The organism is Caballeronia sp. TF1N1, from assembly GCF_022878925.1.
GTDB lineage: Bacteria > Pseudomonadota > Gammaproteobacteria > Burkholderiales > Burkholderiaceae > Caballeronia.
Genome location: NZ_CP084627.1, coordinates 1351842 through 1366313, shown reverse-complemented (window position 1 = coordinate 1366313; position 14472 = coordinate 1351842). Strand labels below are relative to the sequence as shown.

The window sequence follows — 14472 nt, the reverse complement described above, 5'->3', positions numbered from 1 at the left end:
AACCCTCGTTTTTCCGCAGTCCGTATAATGTTTGGAAGGTATGATCGGCGGCGAAAACAGAGTGTGATTGCAGAATAATGAGCCGCCAGACCGCCGTCCAACACTGATTTGGTATCGGGCTATACCAAGGAGGTATAGAAATGGAATTGCGACACCTGCGCTATTTCGTGGCCGTGGCGGAAGAGCGGAACTTCACGCGCGCCGCGCAGCGGCTCAACATCGCGCAGCCGCCACTGAGCCGTCAGATTCAGCAGCTCGAAGAGACGCTGGGCGTTCAACTGCTCGAACGCAACTCGCGGCCGCTCAAGCTGACAGAGACGGGCAAGTTCTTTTATTCGCATGCCGCGCAGCTGATTGCGCAGACGTCCGAACTCGAATCGATGACAAGGCGCGTTGGCAATATCGAACGCAGCTTGTCCGTTGGTTTCGTAGGCTCGACGCTATACGGCATGCTGCCCAAGATCATCCGCCGCTTTCGCGACGAAAATCCTACCGTCGAGTTGAGCCTGCATGAGATGTCGACGATGGACCAGCTTCGCGCGCTCAAGGACGGTCATATCGACGTGGGGTTCGGTCGAATCCGCAATGAAGACGCGAATATTCGCCGGGTCATTCTGCGGGAAGAAAAGATGATCGTGGCGCTTCCGCAGGGGCATGCGCTCTCGGTTCTCAAGCCGGTGCTCGCGCTGCGTGACTTGCTCAACGAGACGTTGATCGTCTATCCGAAGGCGCCTCGCCCGAGTTACGCGGACCAGGTGCTTGCCGCTTTCAAGGACCGAGCGCTCGAACCCCGGCGAATTTACGAAGTGCGCGAGCTGCAGATAGCGCTTGGTCTCGTGGCGGCGGGTGAAGGCATCTCGATCGTGCCGAGCAGTGTGTATGGCCTCAAGCGTGATGATGTGAGTTACAAGGACCTGGACGACCCCACGCTGGTATCGCCCATCATCATGAGCATGCGAGCGCTCGACGAATCGCGCGACATTCGCGAGATGCTCGAATTGATTTATCGGCTCTACGATGAGGAACACGTGCCTTACGCGCCCCGCACCGACCGGGGGCGCTAAGTTTCGATACCTGGCGAGTATGGCATTAGACGTCGAAGGTCTTGGACAAGGTGTTATTCGCCGTTCGATACTTCGTTCAACCCATCCACTTCGCCAATCCAGGTATGAACCCTCACATCGAATCCGTCGAGGCGATTCTGGTCGATTTACCGACCATTCGCGCGCATCAGCTTTCCATGGCGACGATGCAGCAACAAACCATGGTGATCATCCGCCTGCGTTCGAGCGATGGCATCGAGGGCATCGGCGAAGCCACGACTATCGGTGGCTTGTCTTACGGCGAGGAAAGTCCCGAGGGTATCAAGCTGACCATCGATATTTACCTGGCTCCGGCGCTCGTCGGACAGGACGCGAACAATATCAACGCGGTCATGCTCAAGCTGAACAAGGTCGCGCGTGGCAATCGCTTCGCCAAGTCCGGGATCGAGACGGCGCTGCTGGATGCGCAAGGCAAACGCCTTGGCGTGCCGGTGTCCACGTTGCTCGGTGGCGCGGTTCGCAAGACGCTACCGGTGCTGTGGACGCTTGCCAGCGGCGACACGAATCGCGATATCGAAGAAGCCGAGATGCTGCTCGCCGAACGCCGCCACAATGTGTTCAAGCTGAAGATCGGCCGCCGCGGCGTGCGCGATGACGTCGCCCATGTCTCGAAGATAAAGTCGGCTTTGGGTGACCGGGCCAAGGTAACGGTAGACGTCAATCAGGCATGGAGCGAAGTCGATGCCACGCTCGGCATTGCAGCGCTGGAATCGGCGGGCGTCGATCTCGTCGAGCAACCGACGCCGCGTGAGCATCGCGGCGCGCTTGCCCGGCTCGCCGCGCGATTCAACGTGCCCATCATGGCCGATGAAAGCGTGACCGGTCCCGAAGATGCCCTCGAACTCGTGCGCGACGCATGCGCCGATGTATTCGCGCTGAAGATCGCGAAGTCCGGCGGCATCTTCGGCATGATGCGCACGGCTGCGATTGCCGATGCAGCGGGCGTGCTGCTTTACGGCGGGACGATGCTAGAAGGGAGTATCGGTTCCGTTGCTTCCGCACATGGCTTTAGCGCGCTTCCGCAACTCGCTTGGGGTACGGAGCTCTTTGGGCCGTTATTGCTCAAGGACGACATAGTGACCGCTCGTCCGCAGTATCGCGACTTCGATCTGCATATGCCGGCAGGTCCGGGGCTGGGGCTGCAAATCGACGAGGAAAAGCTGGCGTTTTATCGTCGCGACAAGAAGGCCTGAAGGTTTATCGCCGGATGAGACATGACGCTTGTTTCCGCATGCGGAATCAGCGTCGCCGCTTAGGAGGAAATATGCTGTATTTCGTAAGAATGGACGTGCATCTGCCGCACGACATGCCGCAAGCGCAAGCTGAAGACATCAAGGCTCGCGAGAAGGCGTATTCGCAGCAATTGCAGCGTGAAGGAAAGTGGCAGCAGTTGCATCGCGTGGTTGGTGAGTACGCGAATTTCAGCGTCTTCGACGTGGACTCGCATGACGAGCTTCATACGATCTTGTCCGCGTTGCCTTTGTTTCCGTTCATAACGATGCAGGTGACTGCGCTGGCGCATCATCCTTCTTCTATTCGCTAGCCGCGACTCACGCGATTAGTGATCTTTAGCCACCTGACGCAAGCGCCTAAGCTGCGTGAACGCGTAGATTGCATAATCCTGAGCCGCGGCCGCCGGGTCCCAGTTGATTGCGCGGCCGATGTCGGGCCACGCCGCTCCGCCTTCCAGCATGCACTCGATAGTCGAAATGTGGCCTTGCGTGACGAGGCCAATTCGCACTTGCGAGTTCTCAGAGAGGTATTTGTTGGTCGTAGGCATGGCTCTGGCTGCTTTTCTAACTGTTGCTTCAATGGCATTACGTTGTCGGGACGTCACGGCTCCGCTTGCATCCTCGGACGCCTGGGCCATGCTTCTCGTGTACCAAAGTAACGTCACAGGGCTGCGGTTTCTATTCGCTACACCACACATCGGCGCGGCCGTCGAAAGGCTACTTACGGGAATGGCGACGGGCGTTTGAAGTCGCACGCTCCGACGCAATGTCTCGACGCATCTTCCGACAAAGAAGGACGTTTGCGCGATGTGCGGTAAGCTAGAGGGCTTTGGGAGACACTTTATGACGCGTTACGTACAGGAAGAGCTCACCGACTTTTGGGGACGCCTGACACCTTACCTCGCGTTGCTCGAATCATCGCAAGAGGGCGATGCGGAACCCGTCAAGGGTCCGATTGGACGCGTAACTGTCGATACGCACGACCGCCAGGCCTTTGCGCTTCACACCACGGATGCAGTGCAGGCCGACGATGCCTCGGACACGCCGACAGGCCAAAGCGCAACGTACACGCGCACCAAGGCGATGGGCGGTGAGTGGGGACCGTGGCAGCGCGAAGCCTACGTTTAAAGCTTTAATTGAACGATGACACATTGCCAGTGGTTCCTGATCTCACCAGGGCCGCCGGCTTTCAACGGTGCTTCATGCCTTCGAGGAAACCGTAGCGATGGTTGCCTGCATCACCGCTATCAACTTCGGCGCCGATTGAGCATCGCCAATAGCGAACACCTCGCCGGTACAAACAGTCAGTAGCCTGCCCGCGTTGACGACCTTGCCCACGGCTAGAAACGACGTTCCTATTGCGGGCCGCAGAAAATTCACCTTGAATTCCGCCGTCACCACGTCGTGCCCTTCCGGTGCCTTGGTTAAAGCGGCATAGCCACAAGCATTGTCCACGATGCTCGTAATCACACCGGCATGAGCGAAGCCTTGCTGCTGCGATAAAGCCGCTGAAAAGGGCAGACTGATTCGGACTTCGCCTTCGGATACCGACATCAATGTGGCGCCAAGCGTTTTCATCAAGCCTTGAGCAAAGAAGCTCGATGAAATTCTCGATTCGATATCGTTCATGTCGCGCGTTATGGATAGGCCGGGGATGCCTTTAGTCTAACGGCACTTAGGCTCGTGCGCCTCAAGGCTTATGGCAACTGAAGATGGCGTCGAACAACTCGAATTTTCCTTCGGTCGTCGGAAGCACGCGAGTTGCGTGAGTAATGGCGTTATCGAGCGATGCATGATCGAGCGCCTCTATCACGAGCAGCCCGCAGAAAGCGCCTTCCTGACTACGCCGCATCGACTTTTCTCGTGTGGCAATGGACGTTCGGTCGGTTTGCACCGTCATCGCTTGAACGGTGACGACCCAATCGAGCCGCGCCAAAGCGTCGATCAGTTCTTGCCCTGTCGAACCGGTCAACTCGTCCGGCATGATGTCTTCAAAGCGTGCGATGGCGATATGACTTCCATATCCGCCGACATGACCCCCCTTCAGCACCACTGAACCCCCGCCACGCCGGAAGCGCATCAGGTTCGGCATGATTCGTTGCGTCCATTCGCTCGGGTCGTTGAGACGCGAAAGATAGCCGGTACTCGACATCACGTTCGCAGTGTCGAGCTCGTAGAGCATGAGGTATTCCGAAGGCTTGCTTGCGCGACGCTTGAATACGCGGCCCGAACGAAATCCCGGCACGCCTACCCGCTCGAAGACATGTTCACGCGTGAGCCAGTGCAAGTAATCGGTTTCGTTGTGTGCTTCGATCGTGCTCCAAATGGCGAGCAAACCTGTGTGTCGATCGGTCATGTGCTTTCTCGCGGTATCGATTGAATGGTGGATGGAAGCGTGATTCCACGCGTCTCAGTAAGTAGCCTGATGTGCGCTCGAATTCTGTTTGCCGATGACGTCGTCGGTGGAATCGAGCCGATTCATGTCGATGCCTTTCGTCTCCGGTCCGATCGCGATCATGCAAAAGGACAGTGCATTCAACGACGCCACGAGTGCGACCAATGTCCACGGCGAGCCGTGACTTAGATTCAAAAGCCACGTGGCGACAACCGGAATCGGGCCGCCTGCGAAGAGGCTTGCGCCGGTGAACGCGAGTGCCGATGCCGAGTATCGGACGTTCGTCGGGAAGGCTTCCGCAAACGCGACCGGCTGAATGCCCGTCTGAACCTGAACGAAGCCCATGAAGAGGCCCATGGCGATGGCCATCGTCGCAAAGTTCTTCGTGGCGAGCAGCGGGAAGTAGAACATCATGATGACGAACGTCGCTGCGGATGCGATGAGCAACGCGCGCTTTCGGCCGATGCGGTCGCTCAACAATCCGCCGAGAATGGAACCGGCGATTGCGCATGCGTTGCCGATCATTAGCAGCGTGAACCCCGTCTGCTTCGGCACGCCGAGCGAGTTCGTCAGATAACCGAGCGTGAACACGACCGCAAGATAGAACAGTGCCGTGGGGCCGCAGAAGAAGAGCATCATGCGAATGATGGTCTTGTAGTGAAGACGAAACGCGTCCTTGAGCGGGCTGCTTACGTTGGCTACCGCAGACTGCTTCATCTGCACGAATGCGGGCGTTTCCGACACGCGCAGACGAATGTAGATGCCGACGATCACGAGCAGGAAACTCATGACGAAGGGAATGCGCCAGCCGTAACTCGTGAAGGCATCGGCGCTCATTGTCGCGGATAGAATCAACAGAACGGCATTCGCGAGGATCTGACTCAGCGGCGCACACATGCCGATCAAGCCGGAGTATTTTCCGCGCCGGTCCGCGGGCGCGTGTTCGAGCGCCATCAGTTGTCCGCCGGTGGATTCGCCACCGAGCGCGAATCCCTGGATGATGCGCAAGACGACGAGCAGAATGGGCGCGAGCATGCCGATCTGCAGGTAAGTCGGAAGCAAGCCCATCAACACGGAGGTGATGCCCATCACCGAGACCGTGCCGAGCATGAGGTTGCGCCGTCCGATTTTGTCGCCGAAATGGCCGCAAATGATGGCGCCAAGCGGCCGCGCCGCGAGACCCACGCTGAAGGTCGCGAGCGACGCCAGCAGCGCGGAGTTTGGCTCCATGCTCGGGAAGAAGAGTTTGGGAAGCACCGTGGCCGCGACCGAACCGTAAAGCGTGAAGTCGAACCATTCGAGCGCCGTTCCGAGCGTGGCGGCGCTTACCGCGCGATTCGCCATGGAGCGTTGCGAGCCGTCCGCGTTTTCCATTCCCATTTGTGTCTCCTCCTGATGTGTCAGAACCGATCTTCGGGTTATATATTTAGTTATGCGATTTAATGAGGACGCGTTTTCAACGCTTTGTTTCGCCGCGCATCAACTGGCGATGCTGACCGCGAAGTTAGGGCCTTTCATCGCCTGACGAAGCATGGGCGACACTCCGCTTGCTTCAGACAGCTCTTTCGACGTCGACATCAATGACGGCACGAGCTCTTTCATCTTTGCGTCGGTCAATCGCGACATGGGTCCCGCGATGATGAGAATTGCGCGAACCTCGCCGTTCTCGGCATGCACGGTTGTCGCCATCGAGCTCATCGCAGGCAAGAACATGTCGTGCGTGGTTGCGTAGCCGTTGGTGCGGGCGGCATCGATATGCGGAATCAGCGCCTTGAACGTCGTGGGCGCGTGCGGGCCGAAATCCGACGGCACGCCGAATCCCTGTTTCGATACGAGCCGCATGACTTCTTCGTCGCTCTTGCCCGCGAGCCAAATCATTCCCGCCGCGCTGCAGGACAACGTAACGGGGCGTCCCATCTCCGGGTCGTAGCGAATGCCTTGCCGCGCGCCTTGCGCCTTCGCGACATAGATCAATTGTTCGCCATCGACGATTGCAAGCCGCACCAACTCTCCCGATGTCGATGCGAGACGCTCCAGAATGGGCTGCGCAATATCGACGACGCCGCCCGCGCTCAAGAAACGCAGTCCGAGCGACGGCATCTTCATGGTCAGCGTGAACTCCCCGCGCCGTTCGTCTTTGCGAACGTAGTCCTGCTCCATGAGGTCGGCGAGCAAGCGGTGCGTCGCGGTAATGGGCAGGTCGAGACTCGTCGACAACTCGGAGAGCGTCTTGCCCTCCGGCGAGTTGGCAAGCTCTTCCAGCACACGAAGAATGCGTTCGGCGACGGCGCTCATGGTCGGGGCATCGGACGGTTGTTGTTCGTCAACTCGGGGTATGCGTGCCATTCTAGTGAAAAGTCTTTGCAAATTGCAAACTCTTTTCACTTTGTATGTTTTAGACGTTTTTGGGGCGCGGGGTGTTCAACTATCCCGAGTCGACGGAAGACGGGTGAAGTAAGCCTTCAACGCTTCGACCGCTGCGCGAACCTTCGCAGGCTCGGTGCTCTTCTTCGGCGATACCAACGTCACCGGTAGCATAGGAAGCCGCCAGTCTGGAAGCACATGAACGAGCGTCCGACGCTTGATCGAGCTTTGCGCGTCGATATATGCCAAGCGCGCAATGCCTAAACCTTGTTCGCAGATCTGTTGAACCGTGGGTTGTGTAGTGCTTGCAATGCGCACTGGCGCGCGCACCGTCTCTTTCACGCGCTTGTCTCCTTGCAAATCGAGGACGAGCGAAGGTGCGTCATCGTCGGGCGTGCTGGCGTTCTGGCCGGATTCGTCCAGTTCGCGTTCCAGCGATATCCAAGGATGCGTCGTCAGTTCTTGCGGACTTTGCGGCGTGCCGTGACGCTGCAAGTACGCCGGCGAGGCGCAGAGAATCGTTTCGAGTTCGCAGAGTGGACGGCCGACCCAACCGGAATCCGCGAGCTTGCCAACGCGAATGGCGATATCGACGCGCGCATCGATGAGATCGACCATCTCGTCGCTGACCAAAAGGCGCAGTCGCAACTTTGGCCACGTGGAAAGGACCGGAGCCAGCGCGGGCGCGATATACGACCCGAAGCCAATCGGCGCGGCGACGCGCAATTCGCCGGTTGGCGCGTCCCGTGCCTGAGCGAGCGATTCGGACGCTGCTTTCCACGCCTCGATCAACCTCAGGCAATGGGCGTAACAGCGCTCGCCGTCCTCGGTCAGCGTCAGTTTGCGCGTCGACCGATGAAGCAAGGTCACACCGGATTCCCGTTCAAGCGCCTTGATTGCCTGACTCACCGCCGATGCACTCATCCCTAGACGCGCGGCGGCAGCGCTCATGGAACCGTGGGAGACAGTCTCCGCGAAGATCACGAACGGCCGAAGGTCATTCATTTTGAAGTGTGGCTTAAATTTGATTGTTGATTTCCGCGGATTATAAATCTCTGCTTGAGAAGCTAGCATCCTCGTATCGCTATTTTTTAGAGGATGTCACGTGAAAGTCGCTCTCATTGGTTCGACCGGTTTTGTTGGAACGCATCTCAAGAAAGAACTTCTTCAACGAGGCCACGAGGTCACGGTATTGCTTCGCAACGCCGCAAGCGCGGCGTCGTCCGAGCGTCTCAAAGTCGTTGTCGGCGACGCGTATTCGTGGGAGTCGGTGGCGAACGCCGTGCGCGGTCACGATGCCGTAGTGTCCGCGTTCAACCCCGGATGGAACGACCCCGAACTGTTCGAGAACTTCACTCGCGGCAATTCGGCAATCGTTCGCGGCGTCGAGGCAAGCGGCGTTCGGCGCTATTTGGTCATTGGCGGCGCCGCGAGCCTGTTCGTCGCGCCTGGCCTGCAACTCATCGATACCGACGAGTTCAGCTCGCATGTGCCGGCGAACATCATTCCGGGCGCAACCGCCGCCCGCGATGCGCTCAATGCAATTCGCGGCAACACGGTCCTGGATTGGACTTTCGTAAGCCCGCCCGCTTTTCTCGAAGAAGGTGAGCGCACGGGTTCTTATCGACTTGGCTCGGAGAACCTTTTAATGGATGGCGACAAGCCGGCCGGCATCTCCGTCGCCGATTTAGCGGTCGCAGTGGTCGATGAACTGGAGAATCCAAAACACGTCAGAGCCAGATTCACGGTTGCGCGCGAACTTTGAGCATTCGAAGCCGCTGCGAGATTCCATGCGTGGACGTAAGAGGCTAAACGGACGAGGAGACTCGTTTCGAGTCCATGGCTTGCGCGAGAAGTCTTATAATGCTTCTACTCCACGCATCGATGGCGATACGGCTCATCGAACAAATACTACGCACATGGCTTATCAAAACCCTGAAATTACCCGCCTCGTCGCGCAGCAGCAAGCGCTGGAGCGGCAGTTGAACGAAGCTAAAGAACAAGAGACGCAGCTCGTACTGAAGGAAATTGTTCAGAAGATGCGACAGTACGGTATTTCGCTTAACGAATTGTTTGGCCCGAAGTCGGGCGCCCAGCGCGCCGACGCCCCGGCGAAATATCGCGACCCGGTGAGCGGCGCGACCTGGAGCGGCCGCGGCCGTGCGCCGCAATGGATTGCCGGGAAAGACCGCGACGAGTTTCTCGTCGACAAGGGCGAAAATGTCCGCGCGATGGTTCAAGCCGCGCTATTCCCCGAAAAGCATTAAGTCGAAAGAAAGCTCGCCCGCGCCCGCTTCGAACTACGGGCGCAGCGATCTATTTTCCTGTGCGTAGGCGTTAAATCGCCATGCCGCCAGACACTTCAATACGCTGAGCGTTGATCCACCGATTATCTTCGGAGAGCAGCGACGCGATCATCGGGCCAATGTCGTCGGGCAATCCGGCACGGCCCAGCGCCGTCATGTCGGCAATGCGCTTATTCAACTCGGCATTATCCCGAACTATTCCGCCGCTGAAATCCGTCTGAATAGCACCAGGCGCGACCACGTTTACTGCGATCCGGCGCGGCGCGAGTTCCTTCGCCATGTATTTCGTCAATATTTCGACCGCGCCCTTCAGCGAGCCGTAAGCGCCGCTTTCCGGTACGATGATTCGCGTCAGCCCGGAAGACAAGTTGACAATCTTCCCGCCGTCGCGAATAAGCGGCAGCAGCTTCTGCGTCAAAAAGAACACGCCTTTGAAGTGCACGTTATATAGGCCATCCAATTCTTCCTCGGTCGTTTTCTCGATGCTGTTGTGATGTGACGTACCCGCATTGTTGATGAGGAAATCGAAGCGTTCTGCTTTCCATTCGGCCAGCGTTTCGCGGACCTTGCCGATAAAGCTATCGAAGGCGCCGACGTTTCCAGTGTCTAGCTGAAGCGCCACTGCTTTTCGACCGAGATCGGACACGGATCGGACGACGTTTTCAGCTTCTTCGCGATTCCGGTGATAAGTAAAGATAATATCGACGCCTCGCTTGGCGAGATTCAACACTGTGTTTCGGCCTAAGCCCCGGCTGCCGCCGGTGACAATCGCAATCTTTTCTGCGGACATGTTTGCTCTCCTGTGACAGGAAACAGAATAGCCAACCGAGCCTCGAAAGATAACGTGCTCGAGTCTGCACGGGGTGTACTGAAAGAGCGAACAATGGGACCCAACCTCAAGGAACTGGAAGCATTCGTGGCCGTCGTCGAAGCGGGCGGTTTTCGCGATGCCGCGCGCGCCATCGGCAGCAGCCCTTCCGGCGTAAGCGAAGCGGTGCGCCGTCTCGAAGCCCGCACCGGCGTGCGTTTGCTTCATCGCACGACACGCAGCGTCACGACGACCGAAGCGGGTGCGCGTCTCTTGGCTCGACTCAAGCCCGCGCTCGATGGCCTCGACGCAGCGCTCGACGTGGTGAACGGCTTTCGGGACAAGCCAGCTGGCAAGTTGAAGCTGAATGTGCCGGTGGTCGCGGCCAAACTCATCCTGCCGCGCCTAGTGCCGGCGTTTCTCGCGGCTTACCCGGATATCGAACTGGAGGTGATTGCCGACGACGGCTTCATCAACCTGATGGCGGAAGGATGCGACGCAGGCATCCGCTATGGCGAACGTCTGGAGCAGGACATGATCGCCGTTCCTATCGGTCCGCGCGAGCAACGAATGGCGCTCGGTGCGTCACCCGCGTATCTGGAGCGTCGCGGTCGTCTTCAGCATCCGAGCGAACTCTTGCAGCATGCGTGTGTGCGCTATCGCTTCGCGAGCGGCGCGATGACCACATGGGAATTCGAGCGCGACGGCGAGCACATTCGCGTCGAGCCGAGCGGCCCGCTCATCGTTCGAGCGGGCGCCGCAACCGATCTTGGAATAGATGCCGCGTTGGCGGGTTGCGGCATCGTGCAGCTCTTCGACGACTGGATGAAGCCGTTCTTCGAGAACGGCTCGCTCGAGCCTGTGCTCGAACCTTGGTGGCAGCGGTTTCCGGGGCCGTTTTTGTACTATTCCGGTCACCGCTACGTGCCGACGCCGCTGCGTGCGTTTCTGGATTTCATCCGCTCGGCGTCGTTCTGAAGCGCGACGCGAACAGCACTTCCAACTCTCAAACCAGCCCCGTCATGTAATACACCGCGATCACGAAGAACACCGCGAGCGTCTTGATGACCGTCACCGCAAAGATGTCGCGATACGACTCCCGATGCGTCAGACCCGTCACCGCGAGCAGCGTGATGACGGCGCCGTTGTGCGGCAAGGTGTCCATGCCGCCGCTTGCCATGGCCACGACGCGGTGCAGAACTTCCAGCGGAATATGTGCGGCTTCGGCGCCCTTGATGAAGGTATCGGACATGGCGGCCAGCGCGATACTCATGCCACCCGACGCCGACCCCGTGATGCCCGCGAGCGAACTCACCGATACCGCCGCATTGACGAGCGGATTCGGAATGCTCTTCAGCGCATCGGAGACGACGAGAAAACCCGGCAACGCGGCGATCACGCCACCGAAGCCATATTCCGACGCCGTGTTCATCGCCGCGAGCAAAGCGCCCGCGACGGCTACACGCGTGCCCGTGGCGAAGCGATCTTTCACGCGCGAGAAAGCCGTCAGCAACACGAGCACGATGCCGAGCAGCAGCGCGCCTTCGACTGCCCAGATCGCGACGACCGTCTTGACGGCCGTGGTCACGGGCGCATGCACGCCGGGCAGCACTTCCGGCGCGATGGTATAGCTCGCGCCGTACCACGTCGGAATCCACTTCGTGAGCGCGAAGTTGGCGACGCCCACGAGAATCAGCGGCGCAATCGCCAGCGCCGGATTCGGCAGATTGGTCGACTCGACGCGCTCAGGCTCGTTCACGAGCGAGGTGCCGTAGCCTTCGCCCGTGGCCATCGCGCGGCGGCGGCGCCATTCGAGAAACGTCAGTCCCATCACGATGATGAACACCGAGCCGATCACGCCGAGCCACGGCGCGGCCCAGCCAGTCGTCTTGAAGAACGTCGTCGGGATGATGTTTTGAATCTGCGGCGTGCCCGGCAGCGAATCCATCGTGAACGAGAACGCGCCGAGTGCAATCGCGCCCGGCATCAGGCGCTTGGGAATATTGCTCTGCCTGTACATCTCCGCCGCGAACGGATACACGGCGAACACGACCACGAACAGTGACACGCCGCCGTACGTGAGCAGCGCGCACACCGCGACGATCACCGCATTGACGCGCGACTTGCCGATATAGCGAATCGCGGCGGCAACGATCGACTCCGAGAATCCCGACAGTTCGATGACCTTGCCGAACACCGCGCCAAGCAGGAACACCGGGAAGTACAGCTTGACGAAGCCAACCATCTTCTCCATGAAGATGCCCGAAAACACGGGCGCGACGGCTGCCGGATCGGTCAGCAGGACAGCCGCGAGCGCGGCGATCGGCGCGAAAAGAATGACGCTGTAACCGCGATAAGCGGCCAGCATCAGGAACGCCAGGGCGGCGAGCACGATGATGAACGACATGGAGTCTCCATTGATGTTTTGTTATCACGGGTCTCTCTTGAAGACCCTCGACGCGACTGATCGCGCGCCGCGCGGGCAAATGCAGCTTCCGTGCCATCCGCGTAGTCACCGGGCTTTACGCTCGTTGACCATGCATGAAGGCGGAAAATCCGTTCGGAATGTCTCTGTGCCGAGACAAACTCTCGGGCGTCACGGTCGGGCACGCGCCTCGAAGCCTAGCAGATTGCCCCAATGCAGGCAGTCTCCCGTTTGAGATATCCTGTCTCGATAAAGAGATATCGGAGACAAACGCAGCATGCTCAACGACTGGATCAACGTTCCCCTGGACTATAGCGACGTCATGCGCCGCGCGATGGAATCGCTTTTCAAGACCTTCGAAAATTTGAGCGAAGGCACCTTCATCGTCGATGCGGACGCCCGCGTCGTCTGGATCAACAAGCGCTACGCGGCGCGCTTCGGTTTCCCCGATCCCACCGACGTGATCGGCCTCGATTGCGAAGCGGTCATTCCCAATAGCCTGATGCGCGAAGTCGTCGCGACCGGCAAGCCGATTCTGCTCGACGTGCTGGAGACCGACCGCGAACCGCTCGTCGTCACGCGTTTGCCGCTGAAGGACGAGCAGGGCGCGACCGTTGGCGCCATCGGCTTCGCGCTCTTCGACGAGATGAAAGCGCTCACGCCGCTTTTCGCGCATTACTCGCGCGTGCAGCAGGAACTCATCGCGACGCGCCAGTCGCTCGCGCAGGCGCGGCGCGCCAAGTACACCTTCGCGAGCTTCGTCGGCACGAGTGCGGTGAGTCTCGAAGTGAAGCGGCAAGCACGGCGCGCGGCGCTCGTCGACTCGCCGGTCTTGCTGCTCGGCGAAACCGGCACCGGCAAGGAGCTGCTTGCACACGCGATCCACGGTGCCTCGACACGCGCCGCGAAGCCGCTCGTCACCGTCAACGTGGCCGCGATTCCCGATACCTTGCTCGAAGTCGAGTTCTTCGGCGCGGCGCCTGGCGCGTATACCGGCGTGGAGCGCAAGGGACGCGTCGGCAAATTCGAACTCGCCGATGGCGGCACGCTGTTCCTCGACGAAATCGGCGACATGCCGCTGCCGTTGCAGGGCAAGCTCTTGCGCGTGCTGCAGGACAAGGAATTCGAGCCGCTCGGGTCGAACCGCATCGTGCGGGCGGACGTTCGCATCATCGCCGCGACTTCCGCCGATCTGCCCGCGCTCGTCGCGGCGGGGCGCTTTCGCGCGGACCTGTTCTATCGCCTGAACGTGCTGACCATTCACGCGCCGCCTTTGCGCGAGCGTCCGGGCGATATCGAAGCGCTCGCCTATGCCATTCTCGAAGACCTGTCGGGCGAGGCGCGCACGGGCCGCATCCGCCAGTTCGTGCTGCATGAAAACGCGCTGCGGCTGCTAGCCGGTTACGCCTGGCCGGGCAACGTGCGCGAGCTTCGCAACACGCTCGAACGCGCACTCATGCTTTCCGATAGCGAACATATCGATGCCCGCGCGCTCGCAGGCTTCATCGATTCGACACCGGCCGCGCCCGCGCCGCCAGTCGAAAGCGCGTCCATGCCCTATGCCGCCGCGATGACCGACTTTGAACGTCGCTTTCTGTCCGACGCCCTGCGCGCGAACAATGGCCGCGTGGCGGAAACGGCGGAACGCATCGGTATCGGGCGGGCGACGCTTTACAAGAAGATCGCCGCGTTGGGCATCGACGTATAGGACATGTAAAGGCATGTGAGATTGTGTCAAACGTGAGCGCGCGCACATTTGCGGCAATCGTCGCGAAAGGCCGGCGTGGCATACTCGCGAAGGCATCGACATTGAAAATAACGACTGAAAACAAGGGGTAA

16 protein-coding genes are annotated in these 14472 nt (G+C 59.5%); 8 read left to right on the top strand and 8 right to left on the bottom strand.

Annotated elements, in window-relative coordinates; all coding sequences use genetic code 11:
* Window positions 1–140 precede the first annotated feature (140 nt).
* From LDZ28_RS20345 to catC, 3 genes are all read left to right on the top strand, one after another.
* Window positions 141–1064 carry a LysR family transcriptional regulator gene (locus LDZ28_RS20345; protein WP_244828892.1) on the top strand — a complete coding sequence of 308 codons (924 nt, stop codon included), beginning with the start codon at window positions 141–143 and terminating at the stop codon, window positions 1062–1064.
* A 104-nt stretch (window positions 1065–1168) separates the two neighbouring features.
* Window positions 1169–2296 carry a muconate/chloromuconate family cycloisomerase gene (locus tag LDZ28_RS20340; protein WP_244828891.1) on the top strand — a complete coding sequence of 376 codons (1128 nt, stop codon included), beginning with the start codon at window positions 1169–1171 and terminating at the stop codon, window positions 2294–2296.
* Between the two features lie 71 nt (window positions 2297–2367).
* Window positions 2368–2646 (top strand): muconolactone Delta-isomerase, encoded by a 279-nt coding sequence (catC, locus tag LDZ28_RS20335; protein ID WP_244828890.1) that lies wholly within the window; start codon window positions 2368–2370, stop codon window positions 2644–2646.
* A gap of 15 nt (window positions 2647–2661) precedes the next feature.
* Here catC and LDZ28_RS20330 read toward each other — a convergent pair whose 3' ends face one another.
* On the bottom strand, window positions 2662–2883 hold the full coding sequence (locus tag LDZ28_RS20330) for a hypothetical protein (protein WP_244828889.1): 222 nt from the start codon (window positions 2881–2883) through the stop codon (window positions 2662–2664).
* A gap of 295 nt (window positions 2884–3178) precedes the next feature.
* Here LDZ28_RS20330 and LDZ28_RS20325 point away from each other — a divergent pair, with 295 nt between their 5' ends.
* Window positions 3179–3463: a hypothetical protein gene (locus LDZ28_RS20325; protein ID WP_244828888.1), complete on the top strand. Its 285-nt coding sequence runs from the start codon at window positions 3179–3181 to the stop codon at window positions 3461–3463.
* A gap of 72 nt (window positions 3464–3535) precedes the next feature.
* Here the strand turns inward: LDZ28_RS20325 and LDZ28_RS20320 are convergent, their stop codons facing one another.
* From LDZ28_RS20320 to LDZ28_RS20300, 5 genes are all read right to left on the bottom strand, one after another.
* Window positions 3536–3964 (bottom strand): PaaI family thioesterase, encoded by a 429-nt coding sequence (locus LDZ28_RS20320; RefSeq protein ID WP_244828887.1) that lies wholly within the window; start codon window positions 3962–3964, stop codon window positions 3536–3538.
* 61 nt (window positions 3965–4025) lie between these two features.
* Window positions 4026–4691, bottom strand: coding sequence for a DUF4286 family protein (locus tag LDZ28_RS20315; RefSeq protein ID WP_244828886.1), 666 nt, complete (start codon window positions 4689–4691; stop codon window positions 4026–4028).
* Window positions 4692–4745: 54 nt separating this feature from the next.
* The gene (locus LDZ28_RS20310) at window positions 4746–6110 is read right to left on the bottom strand and encodes an MFS transporter (RefSeq protein ID WP_244828885.1); all 1365 of its coding nucleotides are present in this window, start codon (window positions 6108–6110) and stop codon (window positions 4746–4748) included.
* A 99-nt stretch (window positions 6111–6209) separates the two neighbouring features.
* Entirely contained in the window at window positions 6210–7025 is an 816-nt protein-coding gene (locus LDZ28_RS20305) for an IclR family transcriptional regulator (RefSeq protein ID WP_244828884.1), read from the bottom strand.
* Between the two features lie 126 nt (window positions 7026–7151).
* A complete protein-coding gene (locus LDZ28_RS20300; RefSeq protein ID WP_244828883.1) occupies window positions 7152–8099 on the bottom strand; it encodes a LysR family transcriptional regulator in 948 nt (315 codons plus the stop codon).
* A 100-nt stretch (window positions 8100–8199) separates the two neighbouring features.
* On the opposite strand from LDZ28_RS20300, the gene LDZ28_RS20295 reads away from it, so the two are divergent.
* Entirely contained in the window at window positions 8200–8859 is a 660-nt protein-coding gene (locus LDZ28_RS20295) for an NAD(P)-dependent oxidoreductase (protein WP_244828882.1), read from the top strand.
* A 154-nt stretch (window positions 8860–9013) separates the two neighbouring features.
* The gene (locus LDZ28_RS20290; RefSeq protein WP_244828881.1) at window positions 9014–9361 is read left to right on the top strand and encodes an H-NS family nucleoid-associated regulatory protein; all 348 of its coding nucleotides are present in this window, start codon (window positions 9014–9016) and stop codon (window positions 9359–9361) included.
* Between the two features lie 70 nt (window positions 9362–9431).
* On the opposite strand, the gene LDZ28_RS20285 is transcribed toward LDZ28_RS20290, so the two are convergent.
* The gene (locus LDZ28_RS20285; protein ID WP_244828880.1) at window positions 9432–10190 is read right to left on the bottom strand and encodes an SDR family NAD(P)-dependent oxidoreductase; all 759 of its coding nucleotides are present in this window, start codon (window positions 10188–10190) and stop codon (window positions 9432–9434) included.
* Window positions 10191–10283: 93 nt separating this feature from the next.
* Here LDZ28_RS20285 and LDZ28_RS20280 point away from each other — a divergent pair, with 93 nt between their 5' ends.
* Window positions 10284–11186, top strand: a complete 903-nt coding sequence (locus LDZ28_RS20280) for a LysR family transcriptional regulator (protein WP_244828879.1) — start codon at window positions 10284–10286, stop codon at window positions 11184–11186.
* Window positions 11187–11214: 28 nt separating this feature from the next.
* On the opposite strand, the gene LDZ28_RS20275 is transcribed toward LDZ28_RS20280, so the two are convergent.
* The gene (locus LDZ28_RS20275; protein ID WP_244828878.1) at window positions 11215–12615 is read right to left on the bottom strand and encodes a GntP family permease; all 1401 of its coding nucleotides are present in this window, start codon (window positions 12613–12615) and stop codon (window positions 11215–11217) included.
* Window positions 12616–12910: 295 nt separating this feature from the next.
* Between LDZ28_RS20275 and LDZ28_RS20270 the strand changes: the two genes are divergently transcribed.
* Window positions 12911–14341: a sigma-54-dependent Fis family transcriptional regulator gene (locus tag LDZ28_RS20270; protein WP_244828877.1), complete on the top strand. Its 1431-nt coding sequence runs from the start codon at window positions 12911–12913 to the stop codon at window positions 14339–14341.
* The last annotated feature ends 131 nt before the right edge of the window (window positions 14342–14472 follow it).